The sequence below is a fragment of the Agarivorans sp. QJM3NY_29 genome, assembly GCF_050870835.2.
Lineage (GTDB): Bacteria > Pseudomonadota > Gammaproteobacteria > Enterobacterales > Celerinatantimonadaceae > Agarivorans.
Genome location: NZ_CP194036.2, coordinates 490415 through 508695, shown reverse-complemented (window position 1 = coordinate 508695; position 18281 = coordinate 490415). Strand labels below are relative to the sequence as shown.

Annotated in this window: 13 protein-coding genes and 3 pseudogenes; 8 read left to right on the top strand and 8 right to left on the bottom strand. The window is 41.0% G+C overall.

Features of this window, described 5'->3' with window-relative positions; genetic code table 11:
- Nucleotides 1-37: 37 nt before the first annotated feature.
- From ACRRS0_RS02295 to trpS, 3 genes and pseudogenes are all read right to left on the bottom strand, one after another.
- Complete coding sequence (locus tag ACRRS0_RS02295; protein ID WP_432454820.1) at nucleotides 38-433, bottom strand: hypothetical protein; 396 nt, start codon at nucleotides 431-433, stop codon at nucleotides 38-40.
- A gap of 316 nt (nucleotides 434-749) precedes the next feature.
- Nucleotides 750-1406: pseudogene (locus ACRRS0_RS02290) on the bottom strand (ATP-binding protein); the annotation flags it as partial.
- A gap of 241 nt (nucleotides 1407-1647) precedes the next feature.
- Nucleotides 1648-2670, bottom strand: a complete 1023-nt coding sequence (trpS, locus tag ACRRS0_RS02285) for a tryptophan--tRNA ligase (protein ID WP_432454821.1) — start codon at nucleotides 2668-2670, stop codon at nucleotides 1648-1650.
- A gap of 853 nt (nucleotides 2671-3523) precedes the next feature.
- Here trpS and ACRRS0_RS02280 point away from each other — a divergent pair.
- The 3 genes and pseudogenes from ACRRS0_RS02280 to ACRRS0_RS02270 all read left to right on the top strand — a co-directional run.
- Nucleotides 3524-3679, top strand: a pseudogene (locus ACRRS0_RS02280) (transposase); the annotation flags it as partial.
- A 59-nt stretch (nucleotides 3680-3738) separates the two neighbouring features.
- Nucleotides 3739-4047, top strand: a complete 309-nt coding sequence (locus tag ACRRS0_RS02275; RefSeq protein WP_432454822.1) for a hypothetical protein — start codon at nucleotides 3739-3741, stop codon at nucleotides 4045-4047.
- Between the two features lie 26 nt (nucleotides 4048-4073).
- Nucleotides 4074-4646 carry a hypothetical protein gene (locus ACRRS0_RS02270; RefSeq protein ID WP_432454823.1) on the top strand — a complete coding sequence of 191 codons (573 nt, stop codon included), beginning with the start codon at nucleotides 4074-4076 and terminating at the stop codon, nucleotides 4644-4646.
- A gap of 121 nt (nucleotides 4647-4767) precedes the next feature.
- On the opposite strand, the gene ACRRS0_RS02265 is transcribed toward ACRRS0_RS02270, so the two are convergent.
- Nucleotides 4768-5835: a hypothetical protein gene (locus tag ACRRS0_RS02265; protein WP_432454824.1), complete on the bottom strand. Its 1068-nt coding sequence runs from the start codon at nucleotides 5833-5835 to the stop codon at nucleotides 4768-4770.
- A gap of 195 nt (nucleotides 5836-6030) precedes the next feature.
- On the opposite strand from ACRRS0_RS02265, the gene ACRRS0_RS02260 reads away from it, so the two are divergent.
- From ACRRS0_RS02260 to ACRRS0_RS02250, 3 genes and pseudogenes are all read left to right on the top strand, one after another.
- Nucleotides 6031-7890 (top strand): hypothetical protein, encoded by a 1860-nt coding sequence (locus ACRRS0_RS02260; protein ID WP_432454825.1) that lies wholly within the window; start codon nucleotides 6031-6033, stop codon nucleotides 7888-7890.
- A 149-nt stretch (nucleotides 7891-8039) separates the two neighbouring features.
- Nucleotides 8040-8285 (top strand): annotated as a pseudogene (locus ACRRS0_RS02255) (helix-turn-helix domain-containing protein); the annotation flags it as partial.
- 417 nt (nucleotides 8286-8702) lie between these two features.
- Entirely contained in the window at nucleotides 8703-8891 is a 189-nt protein-coding gene (locus tag ACRRS0_RS02250) for a hypothetical protein (protein WP_432454826.1), read from the top strand.
- Nucleotides 8892-9018: 127 nt separating this feature from the next.
- Here the strand turns inward: ACRRS0_RS02250 and ACRRS0_RS02245 are convergent, their stop codons facing one another.
- Nucleotides 9019-9519: an N-carbamoyl-L-amino acid amidohydrolase gene (locus tag ACRRS0_RS02245; RefSeq protein WP_432454827.1), complete on the bottom strand. Its 501-nt coding sequence runs from the start codon at nucleotides 9517-9519 to the stop codon at nucleotides 9019-9021.
- A 44-nt stretch (nucleotides 9520-9563) separates the two neighbouring features.
- On the opposite strand from ACRRS0_RS02245, the gene ACRRS0_RS02240 reads away from it, so the two are divergent.
- Nucleotides 9564-10648, top strand: a protein-coding gene (locus tag ACRRS0_RS02240) for an IS3 family transposase (protein ID WP_432454828.1) whose coding sequence is annotated in 2 segments (ribosomal slippage) — nucleotides 9564-9825 and nucleotides 9825-10648 — 1086 coding nt in all. Because the reading frame shifts where the segments join, the coding sequence is not laid out codon by codon here.
- 151 nt (nucleotides 10649-10799) lie between these two features.
- Here the strand turns inward: ACRRS0_RS02240 and ACRRS0_RS02235 are convergent.
- Nucleotides 10800-11330: a hypothetical protein gene (locus ACRRS0_RS02235; RefSeq protein WP_432454829.1), complete on the bottom strand. Its 531-nt coding sequence runs from the start codon at nucleotides 11328-11330 to the stop codon at nucleotides 10800-10802.
- 882 nt (nucleotides 11331-12212) lie between these two features.
- On the opposite strand from ACRRS0_RS02235, the gene ACRRS0_RS02230 reads away from it, so the two are divergent.
- Complete coding sequence (locus ACRRS0_RS02230) at nucleotides 12213-13313, top strand: ISAs1 family transposase (RefSeq protein ID WP_432452595.1); 1101 nt, start codon at nucleotides 12213-12215, stop codon at nucleotides 13311-13313.
- Nucleotides 13314-13506: 193 nt separating this feature from the next.
- Here the strand turns inward: ACRRS0_RS02230 and ACRRS0_RS02225 are convergent, their stop codons facing one another.
- Together ACRRS0_RS02225 and ACRRS0_RS02220 are read right to left on the bottom strand one after the other, a co-directional pair.
- Nucleotides 13507-14430 carry a hypothetical protein gene (locus ACRRS0_RS02225; protein ID WP_432454830.1) on the bottom strand — a complete coding sequence of 308 codons (924 nt, stop codon included), beginning with the start codon at nucleotides 14428-14430 and terminating at the stop codon, nucleotides 13507-13509.
- 116 nt (nucleotides 14431-14546) lie between these two features.
- Nucleotides 14547-17357 (bottom strand): TrlF family AAA-like ATPase, encoded by a 2811-nt coding sequence (locus ACRRS0_RS02220; RefSeq protein WP_432454831.1) that lies wholly within the window; start codon nucleotides 17355-17357, stop codon nucleotides 14547-14549.
- Nucleotides 17358-18281: the final 924 nt, after the last annotated feature.

Sequence of the window (18281 nt, the reverse complement as noted above, 5' to 3'; positions counted from 1 at the left end):
TGTTAGCTAAACCCGCTCGGTCTCTCTTGAAAGAAAGCTACTGGGAAAAAATAATTCTGCGCAGCGCCGAATAATCGAAGCTGGTATAACCACCGTAGCTATTTCTGGCGACAAATAATCCCTTGGCTTGCTCAGGAGCTGGCAGCTTAAAGCTCAGGCCGCTATGCGTAATGGCAACATATTGATTTGACACATAGTAGTAACGATTGGCAGCTTGAATAAAAGCCAGTTCACTCAACGATAAATAGATGGGTTTACCGTCAACATCAAGTGCCAGCATGCGCTGCTTGAGGCTGCCGTCGGAGCTTTGAACTTGTAAATCACTCATTTCCATCCACTGAGAGTCATTGCCGGTTTGCAACCACACCCGAAGGCCTTCTGCATTAGCACTGCCAAATAATAGAGAAATGCCTATCAGCATCCATTTCATCATCTACTCATCTTCCTCATTGAAAGCGCCATCAATACTAGAGGTCATACTGAACCGCAGAAATTCTTAATTAGCAGCATTTTGATATTCGCTTATTGACCCGCACCGATGAACAAGTAAGCTCAAGCAATCGTCACATAAAAACAATCACAGCTACGATTACACATGCAGCTAATTTCCTTGAACATCAACAAATTGAACGCGAGTTACAATACAATTACCAGCCAAATCATTGCTATTTTATCTCGACCAACAGTAAATCATCAGTCCGTCAGTAAAAATGAGAGTTAGGCCGCACTTGGCTCAAAGCAAAATCCGCTTAGTTAGACAAACGATGCAGCAAACGATCCATGGCCCGATAACTCAAGGCCTCTACTAAATCTTGACGCTGAATATCAGCTTGCTGTTTCAGATCAGCAATGGTTCTGGCTAAACGCCATACTCGATGGAAGGCCCGTGCCGACAAGCCTAGTTGGCTAATGCTCTGTTCCAAAAACTCGCTATTGGCTGGATTTAACTCAGCATCACGATGCAGCTCTTTACCGCTTAGTTGGCTGTTGAGTTTACCCGCTCGACACATTTGCAGCTGCCTTGCCCTACTCACCCGCTGTTTGATCTGCTCACTGGACTCGCCAGTTGCATGTTTGGAAAGGGTGCCCTGCGGTAGTGCCGTGACTTCCACACTCAAATCAAAACGATCTAAAAATGGCCCCGACAACTTACCAAGGTATTTCAAGATCTGATCGGGGTTACTGCGCAACTGCTGTCCCTGATAATAACCACAGGGCGAGGGATTCATCGCTGCGATCAATTGAAACTGAGCAGGAAAACGCACCTGCAAAGCAGCACGCGAAATGTGCACTTCACCGGACTCCAGCGGCTGGCGCAGGGCATCGAGGGTGGCCCGAGAAAACTCCGGTAGTTCATCTAAAAATAAAACGCCTTGGTGCGCCAGGGTGATCTCACCGGGCCGAGGTGAAAGTTACAAAGATAATGTGTACTGAACATAGTTATTTTGTAATGAGCTGCCTAGATGCTCTCATAAGTAACACTAATTAATGTAGATGTTTATCTAAATTTTCAGTGTCTTACAGTAAAAAATTATGCAAATCACAAGCTGGCTTTTGCTGCTGTATATAACTCTAAATCACGAAAAACGTCGCCGGCTACAAAGTAGAGAAAACCAACCTTTACATCGTTACTCATTACGCCTGTGACTAAAATAGATTTAGGCCAAATATGTCTTTGATATCAAAGAGCACTTTATCTGTCTTTTCTCGAGAAAGCTGACTTCCAGCCTTCAAAATGTCGATTAGTTGTGCCTTGTCATTTAAATACATAGCTCTTCTCTCTCGAATGGGCCGGAGCATTTCTTGTAAGCATTCTTCTAATATTCGTTTCGTCACGCCGTCACCCAGTCCCCCTCGTTGATAGTGTTGCTTTAATTGTTGGACATAGCTTTCATCTGGATGAAAAGCATCTAAATAAGTAAACACCACATTCCCCTCTATCTTGCCGGGGTCTTCAACCCTTACATGGTGAGGGTCGGTATACATAGACTTAACCGCTGCAGTGATTTCCTTTTCACTAGCTCCTAGATTAATAGTGTTCCCCATAGATTTAGACATCTTATTTTTTCCATCGGTGCTAGGTAAGCGTGGCGCTTTACTTAACAATGGTTGACATTCATTGAGAACATTGCGCCCGGCTAACGCGTTTATCTTCCGCACGATTTCATTGGTTTGTTCAAGCATTGGTAATTGGTCATCACCAACGGGGACTAATGTTGCGTTAAACCCAGTGATATCCGCGGCCTGAGAGATGGGATACGTTAAGAAACCTGCGGGGATGGAGCGCTCAAATCCTTTGTTTTGAATTTCACTTTTAACTGTGGGATTACGCTCTAGTCGACTAATAGTAACTAGGTTACTGTAATACATAGTGAGTTCGGCAAGCGCTGGTAATTGTGACTGAAGGCATATAGTCGTTGCTGATGGGTCTATCCCTACAGCGAGGTAGTCCGCCACCACATTTAAAATATTCGATGAAACTTTTTGTGGATGAAGGGCGTTGTCTGTCAGGCCTTGCATATCAGCAACAAGAATGGTTTGTTCATGGTGAGCCTGTAACGCGACCCGCTGCTTTAAAGATCCAACGTAATGGCCTAAATGCAATGGGCCCGTCGCTCTATCACCGGTTAAAATAACCTCTGATTTATCAGTTTTCGGTTGTGTATTCATTGGTATATCTCCTCGTCAAATAAATTGGCCACTGGAGATACAAAAGAGATGACAATCTTAGCTACCTACCAGCAGCATAAGAATGTAAGAATTCTGTGCCGCTCTAATGAGAGCGCCACCAAAGAATGGATAATGTAGGCATTGAAATATTTTTCATGACAAGAATTTAACAATAATCATGTTAGGAGACAAGTTTTCTAATCCTGTTTAGTTTAAGCGAAATTGTGCATACATTGGATTATTAGCTGTTGCACAATTAGGAAGTAGTCTGATTTAACAAATGTCCAACAGCCTGTTGGACAAATTCTAGTCCCCAGTTTTGCAAGAGGCTCTTGCAAAAATGCGAAACAGCTTGTTTCGCACTCATTTCCTAATTATGCAGCAGGTCGCTGCATAATTGTATTTAGTCCCAGATACGACAAAGTCACAGGCAATGCCTATGGCTTTGTAAACAGCTACAGAATGTTTGTCATTCAAATTGAAGAGGGAACGCATTCTGTGTGTAGTGCCGGGTGTTTTATCACAAAAAAATATGGGAGGGAAAAGCACCTAGGCTTATCGTATGTCCTCGGTGGGCTGCTTTGCGATTACGCCGAGTTCAGATTGATGCTATTACTTCTGGTCAAACAGCAAATAGCAGCTCAATGAAAAAGCAGAGATACCCGAGGCACTCAGCGTCAGTGTGCAGCTATGAACCGAACGGAACAAGCTTACTTTTGCCCCTTTCTGTGTTAACGAAGCTTTGTTGCTTAAATCGATGGACTAAATCAAAAAGCTATGAGCTGATCTGGCTACACCCATTAATCGTCGTAGCCTAATACCTAAACCTCGTTACAAAACAACCAACTAGAAGCTGTACAATAAAGCCTTAATAAATCGTGGTTCACTGACCTTTGGGGTTGATGAGGAAGCGATAGCCGAGTGGAAGCAAAGTAAGCAAGGCAAGCGTGGTAGACCACGCCAATTCAGCGATTTAGCCATTACGACCTCATTGATGGTGAAACGGTTGATAAGAATAAAATAATTAGTCAATGTATACGTCATATAAATTAGGAAAGGGTATTCTAAATGAGAAAAATATATCTATTATTGGTTTTTACAGTTCTAGGATGTAGTACCTCAACATCTAAACATGATGCAAAGTTAACACCGGAAACCGAAAATGCCATTGCTCTCTGCTCTAGTCATTTTTCCAAGGAGCAAAGTGCTTTCTTAGAGGCTAATTATAAAGAACACATGGGTAGCATTGGCGGAAAAGCTACAACCTCTTCAAAAGGTTTGGTCATCAACCAGGAAGGAATGGATAGCGCAGACAAAGTGAAACTTATGGAAATGTACTTAAAGTGTATTGAATCCCATCAAGAAAAAAAAAAGTAGCTGAACTGCTTATCACCAAAGCATATATGAAACCTTGGTGGGGGTTTTATAATGATGAGCCTCTAGCTTTTCTAAGTCTTGAAGTAATGAACTTAAACACAGAAACGGTGCTTATCACCTCTGCAGACGTGTCTTTAAATGGGACCAACGGGAAACTGGATAGAAAAGGGGCACAGGGACCAGCATTATCCTATAAACCTGAAGATAACGATCCAGTCCTATTAAAGCCAGGTGAGAAAGCAAAGATAGATATCAAAATTGGCTTTTTATTTAAAGGCATACATTCGTATTTAAAACCGATGAATCTAGAGAGGCAAGCATATTATCCTATTGACGGTGATAGGTCTGTTGTAAGAAGTGTTTCATACATTGGTTTGGTTGACCATTTGAACCTATATATCGAAGAACTATATGGGAAAAATGCTTCTATCGAAGTAAACCTGTATTCCGGATATAAAACACTAATTCATACAACTGAACTACTATTAACTGAAGGAAGTGATATGTTCGACAGCTCAGGGAATATTGACTGGGCAGCGTTTCTAGGAGATTTAGCGCATATTAAGCAGACCCAAAGCTTTATAGGAGCTAACGAATGAAAATGGTGAAATTGAAGCCTTTTTAAGCTATTAAAGTATATAAAAAGAGCATGGTGTATACCAATTCAAGTAGTGAGAGAGCTGTTCAGACTCTCTGACTAAGTCTCAATATAAAATCGGCCTAATCTGTATCACTGAAGACTACTACTTTGAACAAAACCGGATGATGATCGGAGTACCGTTGCCTAAATGCATCGTGATTGTATGGAGAATCACCTGGATAAGGTGTAGAAAAATCTTCATACCAAGACACTCTCATTGCTTCAATCAAATCAATTACTTCTAACTCAGTAGTTGCAAGAGAGTCCTTAGCTCCAGCATGATAGAGTAAATTGTCATAGGGTTTGGGGCCGTTTAGATTAGTATTTGTTGCCAAACATCCAGAGCCTTGATTTAGTGCAGAAAAGCCGTCAGGCAATGCCTTTGAAATCTCATCACAATCCTCAAAGTTCATGTCACCAACGATAAAATAATCTGTTTCAACAGATGTTCGCGCTTCTATCCAGTTAGCGACAGAGCTCAACTCATGTTTACGTCTGCTTGCGTCTTTTCGGCTTCCTCCTTGTTCTAGATGCACAGAGACAAGTACAAAGTCATTACCTCCCTCGATAGTTCTATATGCTGACGCATAAGGTACTCTTTCATAATCATCATGATTTGAGCGGTCTTCAGCAACATAACCATGAGGAATGTGTTTGACGGGTTCGACGACCTCTGGACGATAAAAAGTTACAAACCATTCTGTTGACGTAGTCCGCGTATGAATAACATCATTTGTACCGGTGTCTTCCTCTGACAGCCAGTATTCAAACCCTTGTCCGAGCATTTCATCAAAAAACTCTCCCGCCTCTTTATCTGAACCATAAAGCTCATCGTTTGGATATTGGCCTTCATAAGGGGCTGAAACAAGCTCTTGGATAATGACCATGTCATAGGGTGAAAGAAACGCTGCTAAAGCCTTATTATCTCGGCGTTTGAAGTGCCCCAAGAACTGAATATTAAATGAAACAATTGAAATCTCAGAACTATTATCGCTAGACGTTTCACAACTCGGTTGATGACAATGGTAAGTGGCCGTCTGCCTACTATAGTGACCACCGTTATCATCTAGCCCCCCAGAGTGCCCCAATGTTTGAAAACAAACCAATACAAAAGATAGCAAGCTAATAATCGACTTCAAGTTACACATTTCTGCCTTCCTTGGCTGATCCTGATTCTTAAATAATAAAGCGACTAGATTTGAAGTATAGATAGAATAATTAGTCGGTGTTAATCAGTTTCATCACATAAAAATACTAAAAACCCACATCGTTAGTGTGTAATAAATCAAATGCTGATAAAGTGGCTGCGACGATGCAACATCTCTAAGGTGGTAGTTGAACGCGTGGTTGAATTTAAAATTTTAGATCTAACAAACAATGATGATAATTACTGGCGTATTGATTGGTTTGGAACTCTGTCTTACTTTGATGGGCGAGGACAAAGGCGCAGTGAGCCACTGGTCACGGTCTACCTTTCAAAGCTCTACTACTCACCTTGGAAGTCAAACATAAACTACAAATCTTCTACAGACTATTGGAACCCGCACGTAGTGTCCGTGCCTATTGAATACTTAAAGGTCCTTTATATTGGGGATATCTGGCATCATGGCAAACTGGTTATGTCGCCTAAGTATGAAGAATACAACTATGCATCAATAATCACTCCCCAAAATACTTCAACAATTCTTGCATCTTCCAAAGATAAAAGTGGGGACTACTACGTTTCTTTTGAACGCCACCCATATCATAATAAAGCACCCTATACATTTTGTGAGGTTGTCAGTCTTAATTTCGGGAAGCGGTTGATTTTTCCACACTGGGTTATCCTTCAAGCATACTTCTCAAGTTGCTCTTTCGTTTTTAGACAACTATTTCAGTTCGGTTTGCAATTAAACACGTTATACGATCCAAATAAATCCTCCTTAGAAGAAGGAAACGGAAAGATCCAACTAAAAAAATGGGTACATGATCTTGGAGCACCAGAACTGGCAAGAATAGCGTGGGATAAAAGTGCTAGAAATGCATACACAATGGTTAGCGCAAACCTCGCTATTAATAAATCCAATAATAAACCTCTAACTCCCAAGACTAAGTTTCCATTTTCTGACCATACTGAGATGACGGTAAAAGGTAAACACCTGCAAGATACTGGAAGCGAGGATGACCCATTTATTGTATTCGGTATCCTCAGTTGTAGTGCTAAGTACCCCTATAACCAACTGTCCTTAGTTCGAGATAACCCCGGTAAAACAGAGCATGATAAAGGTTATCAAACCAAATATATTCCAGCTTCAAAACCTACCAAAAATAAACCGAGAGTTGAATCTGAAATATCTCTCGAGCCCAAAAATGAGCCTAGAAACGACTTGGATAAGCTAGTGCTAACTGTCGGGGCAAGAACTAGACTGTGTGATAGAGATGCCAAACCAGTAACAAAAATCTATCGTGATACTTCTGTGGCCTCTAATCAACCTCCCCACGTAAAGTCCCACGAAGTGAATTCTGGGAATGCAGGTGATGGTACAGGAAGTGGCGAAGGAGTACCGATTGGTTTCAAAGATAACGACAGTACTTCAAAAGATAGCCCCACACATGTTTTTGACCATCAAATATGTCGTTTGAAGCTATTTCAGTTGGCAATTCGAAAACTCAGCCAGAGTCATCATGTTAAGAGTGTTCGTTATATTCCGGTAAATGAGTCTCTTGGAAATGGGAACACAAGCTACTCGTACTTTCCCGAAACATTCACCACCTCGGGGCGCCGAAGGAAGTGGCGGTATACCAATTACATCAAAGGAAACGACACCCTTGTGCCGAAAATCAGGCGAGCATTGACTGTGCAGTTATTTACAGAGAGTAATTGTTTTTATGTCATTGAAACCGAACGTAGAGTCACTAAATCAAAATGCCAAACCGGATGGGTTGAGCTTGACGATATTGCCTTATTATTCATACGAACCGAGAAGAACGAACAACTGAGCTCAACCGAGCTTGAAGTCTTATTTGAGCGATGTGCAGAAAACTCCGGCACTTGGCTTAATAGAAAAAGTTCACAATCGATAACAGCCAATAAGCCATTTAGCACACAGACATTTAAGCACCCCAGTAATGAAAGCATAGCTATTCCTTTTCAACATGTCGCTCAGCTCGCCAAGTCCATTGCAAATATTGCGGAGATAAACTTTGACATCGAAAAAGCCTAATGACAAAAAGATGACGTTGTTCCAACATGCCCTGAAGTGTATTAGTTCCGACTAGATCTGACACTACTTCTTGAAAAGTAGAGAGTTACCCGTTTTGATAAAGGTGTTGAATCTTTAATCAAAATATCCAAAAAGGAAGGTAACTCTCTATGTTGCATACTAACAACCCGATCATCAAACACAAAGCTGGTTTACTCAATCTTGCCGAAGAACTTGGCTATGTGTCTAAAGCTTGTAAAGTCATGGGCGTATCTAGGGATACGTTTTATCGCTACCAAGAGCTTGCAGAGGAAGGTGGCTTAGATGCCCTCATCAACAGGACTCGGCGAACGCCTAACCTTAAAAATAGAGTCGATGAAGCAACCGAACAGACCGTCATTAAATATGCTATTGAGCAGCAATATAACCAGCAGGGTCTCACCTAATCACCCTCTAAATCGTAAATGTCTAGCCATATACCAAATGGTATGCTCGGCAAGTTTGTGGGGTTAATCACATGCTAGCGGTGCTAGTAAATTAAGCTGATGTGCGTAATTGATAACCTTGCGTACATCTATATTAATAAAAGGCCGTTGTATGAACGCAACTTCGTGTTCAAAGATACAATTCCGAACTAGCCAGTCTTTCCAGTCGGCTATTCCTTGTGAATCATGGTGTGTGATAATGTCTAATAAGCTTTTCAGTTATCCATTAGAACTAACCACCGAACAGGTATTATTTATGATTTATAATGGAAATTATTGTTACTCGTTACCCGTCACCCTTTGGGTTACAATTTATGCTGTTAAGTTTTTTATTTGGAGTTTTGAACAATGGCAGAATACTCAGGCGTGAATTTTGAGCAGAGATCAAAGGTAGCAACAGCAATGCTAACCCAAGGTTCTAAACTTTCAGTTCGCAATGTTATGCAAGTGACTGGTGGTAAAGCAGAAACCGAAACGCTGGTCGATGCCAATAAGAAACTGGCGACAGGCTCTCAATCGCTTTATGATTATGTTTGAAGACCGACTTACTGATTACTTGTAACCCAAAGCAGTTACACAGAATTATTTACAGGGTCTGCCATAATTTTAGCGAAGCTAAATGGGCACGCGTTCACGAATCAGAATTAGCGCCTTGTTAAATGTATTACTCTGCCATGGCTTTAACAACTGCGCCAACAACAACGCCAGCTAAACCAATAAAACCACTTATCCACCACCTAGAATCTCTTTTATGATCAATTTCTCCTGAGTGTAAATTGATAGCTGTAGTTACTAGCGTCGATATATCAGAATTGCTTAGTGGGTTTCTTGATATGCGCTGCTTCTTTTCATCGCTAAGGGAGCTATAGTCTTCTCTTGAAATCTTCTCTTCAGTATCTACGTTGTATAATTTCTGGTAATTTCGTCTCCAAACAAGAGAGGCTTTCGCTCTTCCCTGATCAAGCCTGAAAAATTCGGGGTGCTGCTCAAAGATTGCTTGCCAATATGCTCCTTGAGATGAATCACCAGATATTCGATCTGCCCACCCAGAGAAATCTAACTTATAGAACTTATAGGTACTCATAACCTGTATTGCTGCAATTACATCAGCAAGTCTATTTTCATTTTCAGTATATGGGGTAATCCCCCCGAAAATTAATCCCATGCAAAAGTAGAATTTTCTCGTATAGTAAATACAGGAGATTCAACATGAAAAAGTCACGTTACACGGACAGTCAGATCTTATCTATTCTCAAGCAGGCTGAGGCTGGTACACCTGTTCCTGAGCTCTGTCGTGAGCATGGAATGAGCAACGCAACCTTTTACAAGTGGCGTTCGAAATACGGCGGTATGGACGCATCCCTTATGGCGCGGATGAAAGAACTCGAAGATGAAAATCGACGGCTTAAAAAGATGTATGCGGAAGAACGCCTTAAAGCAGAGGTGATCTCAGAGGCGATGGCAAAAAAGTGGTGAAGCCCTGTGAGCGTCGATTGATGGCTCAGCGTTCGGTGGCGAACTATCACATCAGCATTAAAAGTGCATGCTATTGGTTTGGGATCAGCGAGACCTGCTATCGCTATAAATCGAAGCTTCAACCTGAGAATGAGTTGATAGCTCAGGAGTTAGTAACGCTGTGCAACAGTGAAGACTGCTCTGACTGGGGCTTTGGCCTGTGTTTTCACCATTTGCGGAACGTTAAAGGGTATACATGGAACCATAAGCGGGTTTATCGGATCTACTGCGAATTGGCTCTAAACTTACGTATTAGGCCAAAACGACGCCTGAATCGCCATACGCCAGAGCCTCTTAAAGAGCCGATTAAAACAAACCAAGTTTGGTCCGTGGACTTTATGCATGATCAGCTATCTGATGGCCGGAAGTACCGTTTATTCAATGTGATAGATGATTACAAACGTGAAGGTCTGGCGTCAGAACCTGATTTTTCAATGCCCACAGTACGAGTCACTCGGATCTTAGAGCAGCTCATCGAACAACGAACCAAACCTGTTGCGATCCGCTGCGACAATGGTCCTGAGTTCATTAGCCATGCGTTTATTAAATGGGCCAACAACCACGACATTCGAATCGATTATATTCAGCCAGGAAACCCACAACAAAACGCGTATATAGAAAGGTTCAACCGTACTATGAGGTTTGGCTTAGTGAGTAAGTATTTGTTTGACACACTTGAAGATGTTCAAGATCGGGCGACCCAATGGTTATGGTTCTACAATCATCAACGACCACACCTTGCAAATGGAGGGTTCCCACCACTAAAAATGGCAGCATGAATTCTACGAATAAATGCGGTTAATAATGGGAGGATTACCATGGGTTTTTGGCTTTATTACTCATACTATCCTTTACATTTAACGCCGCACTCTGCGGAAATTTGGGAGCTCCAGCGAGTAAATGTTCCGTAGCAGCGCCTTTTTATAACAATTAACTCTCTATCACTAAATTGAAATCTGCATCGAAAGCAAGCTTCAAAGAAGAGTCTCCAGAAAGGCTTTCTATAAATTTTCTAGCCATATCACCCTTAATGATTGCATTTACTGGAAGTCCGGCTGCAACAGTTCCGCAACCAGGAATACGATACTCTTTGCCATTAGTTGTAATAATGTTGGTATTGGCATTTCTAGATCTTAAGTTCTTTCGTTGCTCAGGTGTAAGCGGAGTCCTTCCATCCCCAACATAATACTGCTCTAGTAATTCAGGGTAATGTTCTTCAATCTTTTCGATAATCCCAACATCAACCCAGGGTTCATAGGTGCCTGTTTTATCACTATGAGGCTGAATATCTAAAAATATAAAGTGATCTTCTGTTAAGATTGCGAAAAGCAAATCATTGCTTCTAATCACAAATGATCCAATACCATCACTTGGTGGGATATGAAAATGATAAATAGACCACTCATTTAGCATTGGATCATTATTTCTGGCTTGATCAGCATCGAAAATTAACTTACTCAAGTGTGGAATTAAAGAATCACCGTTGGTGATTTTTCTTTCTAGATTGGCTATACCTGTCGAATTTCCTTTCTCATCAAAACCTTGATACTTAACTACTTGCCTAGGTTTTTGAACAAAAAGGCGATGAACAATGGAATAAAATAGATTGGATAGAAGTGACAGCTCATAATTCTGGATATTTGAGGTAATGGAATTATCTCTCCTATCTTTTTTTTAAGCTGCTCATCAGTAAACTGCTTATTACAACCAAGTAACTTCAACTTGGTCCGCATCAACTGCTCATATTGTCTTTTCAAATCCATTTCGACTTCCGATTGAGTTATAACAACTTCTTATCCAGACTCTCAGATAAATCCCTGCCTAAAATTCATAATCATTAAAGTTATCAACGTAAGCTATTGATGTAAACAAAATTCACTTGATACACATTTTATCCGCTCTAGCGTCGCGCAAAATTGAGCGGGAACATTTATCGATTCCCATCGATAGTTTTTCCAGAAACTATAAATAGCTGATATACATGAAATTAAATACTAGTTTCAAATTTATCTGTGCCTACAACTGTCGTTTACGGCTATGGTAACCGACGGCAATTTAGGAAGTTGAATGATAACTGTATATGTACGCAGTTATGCTGATTTGGAGAAGTTGCCAAATACTGGACTTAATGAGGCAATAAGAAACAAAACCCTCCATTCCAGCTATCAGACAGAAAAATGCCTCCCACTCCTGCCATCATTAAATGAATACACTAAACTTACTTTGGTGCAAAAGGCGAGTTACGACATTCGCTGAAACGCCTCTGGACAGAAACCAGGGCGGGATCGCACTTTGTTAACAGATATGATCTAATACCTCTAAACCCTAAGATACATAGTTATTTTGAACATAATTGAACATTTATCAGTCGTCGAGGATACTCGATCTGACATCAATCAAAAGCATGACCTTATTGACGTGATTTTCCTTGTTATCAGTGCTATCGCATCAGGATGTGAAGGCTGGCAAGACATTGAATATTATGGAGAAGAGAAGTTGGGTTGGCTGAGGAAATATAGACCATTTGAACACGGGATCCCACGACGACACACGATAGCACGCATTTTGCGTTCTGTTGTCGCGGAGTCTTTGCTTGAGGCATTAGCTCTGTGGATTAACGAGCAGCGAACGAGTCAAAACAGAGCCATCATCGCATTTGACGGAAAAGTACTGCGTGGCTCGTACCGAAATAACAAGAAAACAGCATTACAATTGGTTACAGCCTATGATACTGAACGAGGTCTCGTTCTGAGTCAGAAACCGACAGCGAACAAGAACGGCGAGATTAGCGTTGTGCGCCAAATGCTTGATGTTATTAACGTAAAAGGCAGTGTTGTCACCGTTGATGCTCTACATTGTCAGCGCGATACACTAGAGAAAATCGCAGAAAAGAAGGCTCATGTTGTCGTTCAAGTAAAAAACAACCAACCAAAGTTGAGAGCGGCTGTTGTTGAGCAGTTTCAAGCCGTCTTTGATGCTGGTAAAGAGAAGGTCGTCACTGAAATTAAAGAAAAACACCATGGTCGTAGCGAAGAGCGATACGTCTTTCAACTAAAGGCCAAGTTGCCCGAAGAGTTAGCAAAGAAATGGCCAACGGTAAGAAGCATCATAGCAGTGGAACGCCACCGCGTGATAAATGGGAAAGGCACTGTAGATACCTCGTATTACATAAGCTCAATGTCACCGAATCACAAATTGTTAGGCCACTATATTCGTCAGCATTGGCGAATTGAAAACAGCCAGCATTACGTATTAGATGTTGTTTTTAAAGAGGATAACTCTCGCATTACTTTAGACGGAGCGGTGGAAAACATAGCTCTATTTAGACGTTTTGTGATGAACATGCTCAAACAATGCGATTGTGGAGCGCCAAGTCACAAAGTGAAGTTGAAGAAAGCGGGATGGAGCGACGATTATCGGGCACGAGTCTTCTTTGGGTTATAAATCCATCAAAGTATGCTCCCGCCCTGGGACAGAAACGTGTCTGTGATTTTGCTGAATTAGAAAAATACGGATTAGTTTATGTATAGCTAAACCACCAAGTATGTGACCACTACAAAAATGAGCTGTAACTCAACAGGGCATTAGTCAATAATAAGAATATTTGATAGTAATTAGTATTAGTCTAATAAAACAGCTACTCGTACCAAGATCGGTTATCAATATCTATGTGATTTTCTGGTATATCAACATCTTCAAAGTTGGCAATGGAAGCGAATGCTTTGAAGTAGAAGGGAAAGTCAGTATCTAAAGAAGACCCATCACCATTTCTCCAATCAGATCTGGAACCCCACTCTAGAGTACAATATGCAGTGCCGCCGCCGTTTATCTCAATTGATTGGCTAGTAATTTTTTCAACTGAGTAGTCTTCTAACTCAATGTAGTTGACCATTCCGTGTGAGGACAATATGTCTAAGCCTTCCATTGTTCTTTCTATTGAGGCGTTGATTACCGCATCATTCAGGTGTTCTTCTATCTTCCAAAGTATCTCGCGTCTACAATCTTCAATAAGAGTCAAGATATCACTGGTCAGAACTAAGATATTCTTTGACTGTTCTTCACAGTCTTTCTCACTCGCATTAAAATATTTATCAGACCTAACATGAGTGTACTTACTTAGAGCGTTAAACTTTTTACTGAAGCTTTTTAAGGTTTCGGCTAATAGGTCATCCTCCTCTTCTTCTTCCTCCAATATAGTATCTCGAACATATTCGGGAGACATTCCTCCACATATTGCATATACAACTCGTTGAGCCCTAGTTACATCTGTATTTGGATCTTGGACAAACCAACGGCATCTTTTGATATCTTCGTCACTGGAGTACTTGCTAAGTATTAACCCTATGACTTCCCGCATACAGTATGCAAAGTTGTTTAGCCTCAGCGGGTTACCGTGATCAGACAGGTTTCTTAGAGACGCCAAAAAAAGGCTCTTCTCAAATCCATCATCAAGGTGGGATAAAATCTTATCGGAACAGAGGTTAGCCTTAAGATGCTTATAGATAGCCGTTCTTTTACTTTGAGGTATAACCGCATAAGTACGCCTTTGTACCTTTGCCATTCTCTTCCGCTTTTGCTTTATATAGTTGATCATTAAGTTCTCAATTTTTGTTTGTGGCAAATATCAAAACCAATCCTGTGGTTGCTGACTCGAAGGTGAACAGGAGCGCCTTCGAATCAAAGAAGATTATATTTCTGCTCCCGTTCTTTGAAGGCACTAATGCCTCCCTCAAGGATATGACAAACATGCTGTCGAATGCCTAGCTCATCAAGTGATTGGTAGTCGTAGCTGTTATCAGACTTCAAGCTATGCTCTAAGCTGCCGCCAAGATATTCAAATTGGTGTGTGCTTGCTGTGCCTGACTGCCCTCGTTGGTCTGCAACAACAACACACTCTGCATCTGCTGCAACCACTAGGTTTGCGTTGTGTGTCACCATGATAATCTGTCGATTACTCTTACACTTACGAACGAAGTCTTTTAGTTCTGAGTAAATCGTTCTGTTGTCCAAGTTATCCTCTGGCTGGTCAATCAATATTGGGTGCGTTGAGTTACTAAGCTCAAGCATCAAACTGAGTAAGACCAAGCCACGTTTGCCCGGTGACATATGTACAATGCTGTCGTTCTTATAGGTAACAAGGAAATCGATACCGAAGTAGTCAGCGTATAGGAGCTTGTAAGCATCATTAAGGCTCTGGTTCTTGCGCAAGGTGGGGGATTGACTGCCCCTGATTGTATTGGCGGTCTTCTCTACAAACGCAGCGTGAGTATCAATATCAAAATGGTAGTCACCATTTTCATCCTGAACATCATCGACTACCGTACGAATTGCCCCAGACTTGTGGTAGCAACTAACAAACGAATCAAACTTGCTAGCATCGACAACAACCTTTGCCTCAATCTTTATGTCGTCATCCATTTGGTGCTCACTGACTTTGGTACAGTGAGATTTGTATAGATTTATCAACGAACTGAACTGCTCATTTAGTTCCTTGATACATTCTTCACCTTTCTTGGTAATTGCCTCAAGCTCTTTTAGTTTGACATTGATTTTTGCAAGTTTCTCTCGCTCAACCTTGAGTTGCTTATTCAGTTGTTCAAGGGCAGCTTTGTCTTTCACGCTTTCTGCAAGAGGTTTCAGTTCTTGCTCTATCCCCTCAAGCTTGTCGCTTAATGCTGTCAATCTATCGGGGATCGAGTCTAGTTTTCGATTCGCCTTGTCCTTGGTTGAAGTAAAGCCTGCTGCCAAGTCTTGTTGCATCGAATCTAGTAAGCCTTTGAGAACCGTTGATTGTGCAATTAGCCCTGAGTCTTGTTGTAGCTGACCTCGAAACGTGTCAATCCATTGTTCTTGTCGATTATCAATACTCTCTATGAATTTTCGTAAGCCAGATTGAATATACGTGAGCCTATCTTTTGCCCTGATAACGCACTGTCTTTTATGAACTAGGTAGGCGTAATGCTTCTCTTGTTCTTCTGTCCATTTAGATTTGTCTCGAATCTCCTTTGCTCTTACTTCAAGTGCTGCAATTTCATTTTTAACAGACTTATCGTTACCAATTTCATTAAGTTCATTGAGTAGCTTTTGGTACTCACTAATCAGTAGGAATCGAGTATCAATTTTGTCATTAATAGATGAGTTGACTGTACGAACTTTATTCTCAAGGGCATTAACGAAGTCTTTGTATTGCTCATCTTGAAGAAGAGTTTTAGATACCAACTCGTTTAAATCTTCTCGACCATCTATGTCAGCCAATTGGTTGATGTAAAGTTGAGGTATATAGGTGATCGCCTTTGCTTGGTCGTCAGCATCAGATAGCTTAGACACTTCATTATTTGACCATTCAACCTCGAAATCTAAATTAGGTATATCGCCGTAGGTAGATGACTTTGATAGCTCTACTCTGGTTGCTACTTCGTTAGGGTTTATAGTCTTCGCTATATGGTACAGAAGCATAGATTTACCGGAAGACTTACCACCAATGATTGTGTTTAGGTCTTTGTTGAGTGGTATCCACTTTTTCGAAAACATATTCGTACCTGAATTATCAATGTATTTCACCCGTTTGATTGTTTGATATTCAGCTTTAGTTTCAGGAGAAAGTTCATCAATGAATGCTCGGTCAGGTTCAAAGACAACCTGCTTTAGACCATTGAATGTAGGGTCTGCTTTAATCCAGCAATATCTCTTATGGTCTGGTTCAAACAGCTTGCCGATAGCATGTGCATCTGAACCATGAACACAAGGAACTAGACGACCAAGCTCTCCTACAATATCTTCTCTGCTCTTACTTCCTTGACCAGTAAAATAATTGATGTCGCTTGGTGTAGCTGAAAACACCATGTCGATAAACTGGTAGATGTCTTTTTTTACGCCAGTAAAACCACCGTCTTTAAGACCTGATATCCCATCTTTAGAGCCATTAGCCGCAACAACTATGGAGTTTTCTTTTAACCACTTTTCCCCGGTGTACCATTTCTTGAGTACATCGTAAGACGGTTTGAAGTTATTTATACCTTCTCTTAATGAAGTTCTATTGCAGTGGGCTGTCTTTGGATACAATGCCCGTCCGTAGCTCATTAGCTGGTCTTCAGAACAGGCATAGTTTTGACCTTGATGATCAATTACCAAACGACTGAGAGCATTTTTAATTTCTGTTATATGATGTGTGGAATCGGGATTAACGAGAATGTGGATGTTTATCCCTTTATTTTTTTCGGTATTAGGGGTAATCCTAAACTCTATATTTGGGATAACTGTCTCGATGTTTTTCATTCGCCCATTTAGGCGGTACTCAACAACCTTTTCATAACCAGATATAGAGCAATAATCTGTTATACCAATTACAGCAACACCAGAGTCAGATTGCTCGATGGCTGCAATGTAACCATCCCAATCACCTTTAAATTGTGTCTCTAATACTGAATCGGGAGTGTGTACATGAAGATCCCATCGTCTCCATTCTGAACCGTGTTCGTACAAGCGCATTAATTTTCAACAACCCAAAGAATTTTATGAAATTTATCACATAACATACAAAGCTACGCTTGATGTCAGTCACATGTTGATTGAAAGGCTACTAACGTGATTGGCTATGTAAGTGGTAATTTTGGGGCGGGGTCAAATAGTGCGTGAAAAAGCAATGGGACAAGTCTTGCGTTTTGCCACGCATTACTTTTTGTACATCAAAACTAGCTTAGTATCTGTAACGTATTTAGAAACGTAACAAACTTTGGGGCAGAAATGAGTTTTCCAATATCGCCTCTATCCGTTCCTAATCAGCAAAGAAAACACAGTTCCTATAAGAACCACGCTTTCTTTCAGTTCACCCACATAATCTTAGATATTAAGCGTTATAATGGGTGTTACACATTTAGGGATTCATAACATTAAAGTTTGATCGTTTACAATATAGTTTGATCATTTTTTACTTTAAATGAACCATTCTGCGTTAGTGACCTAACTCACCTTTGCCCCAAACCTTTTTAGAGCCAGCTAGTGCTTGATAAAATGGGCTAATGTGTAACCCGTCCCAAAAACTAATCCCACTCATGCGATAAATTTGGCAACAGCTTGTTGCCAAATTACGAAACAACCTGTTTCGCACTCATTTCCTAATTAAGCAGCAGGTCGCTGCATAATTGTTTTTAGTCCCAGATACGACAAAGCCACAGGCAATGCCTATGGCTTTGTAAACAGCTACAGAATGTTTGTCATTCAAATTGAAGAGGGAGCGCATTCTGTGTGCAGTGCCGAGTGTTTTATCACCAAAAAATATGGGAGGGAAAAGCACCTAGACTTATCGTATGTCCTCGGTGGGCTGCTTTGCAATTACGCTGAGTTCAGATTGATGCTATTGCTTCTGCCCAGACGGCAGATAGCAGTTCAATGAAAAAGCAGAGATACCTGAGG

Bases quoted from the DNA above. Each gene is read 5' to 3' on its own strand.
- ACRRS0_RS02295 (WP_432454820.1), bottom strand. From the start codon at position 433: ATGATGAAATGGATGCTGATAGGCATTTCTCTATTATTTGGCAGTGCT.
- trpS (WP_432454821.1), bottom strand. From the start codon at position 2,670: ATGAATACACAACCGAAAACTGATAAATCAGAGGTTATTTTAACCGGT.
- ACRRS0_RS02275 (WP_432454822.1), top strand. From the start codon at position 3,739: ATGAGAAAAATATATCTATTATTGGTTTTTACAGTTCTAGGATGTAGT.
- ACRRS0_RS02270 (WP_432454823.1), top strand. From the start codon at position 4,074: ATGAAACCTTGGTGGGGGTTTTATAATGATGAGCCTCTAGCTTTTCTA.
- ACRRS0_RS02265 (WP_432454824.1), bottom strand. From the start codon at position 5,835: ATGTGTAACTTGAAGTCGATTATTAGCTTGCTATCTTTTGTATTGGTT.
- ACRRS0_RS02250 (WP_432454826.1), top strand. From the start codon at position 8,703: ATGGCAGAATACTCAGGCGTGAATTTTGAGCAGAGATCAAAGGTAGCA.
- ACRRS0_RS02245 (WP_432454827.1), bottom strand. From the start codon at position 9,519: ATGGGATTAATTTTCGGGGGGATTACCCCATATACTGAAAATGAAAAT.
- ACRRS0_RS02225 (WP_432454830.1), bottom strand. From the start codon at position 14,430: ATGGCAAAGGTACAAAGGCGTACTTATGCGGTTATACCTCAAAGTAAA.
- ACRRS0_RS02220 (WP_432454831.1), bottom strand. From the start codon at position 17,357: ATGCGCTTGTACGAACACGGTTCAGAATGGAGACGATGGGATCTTCAT.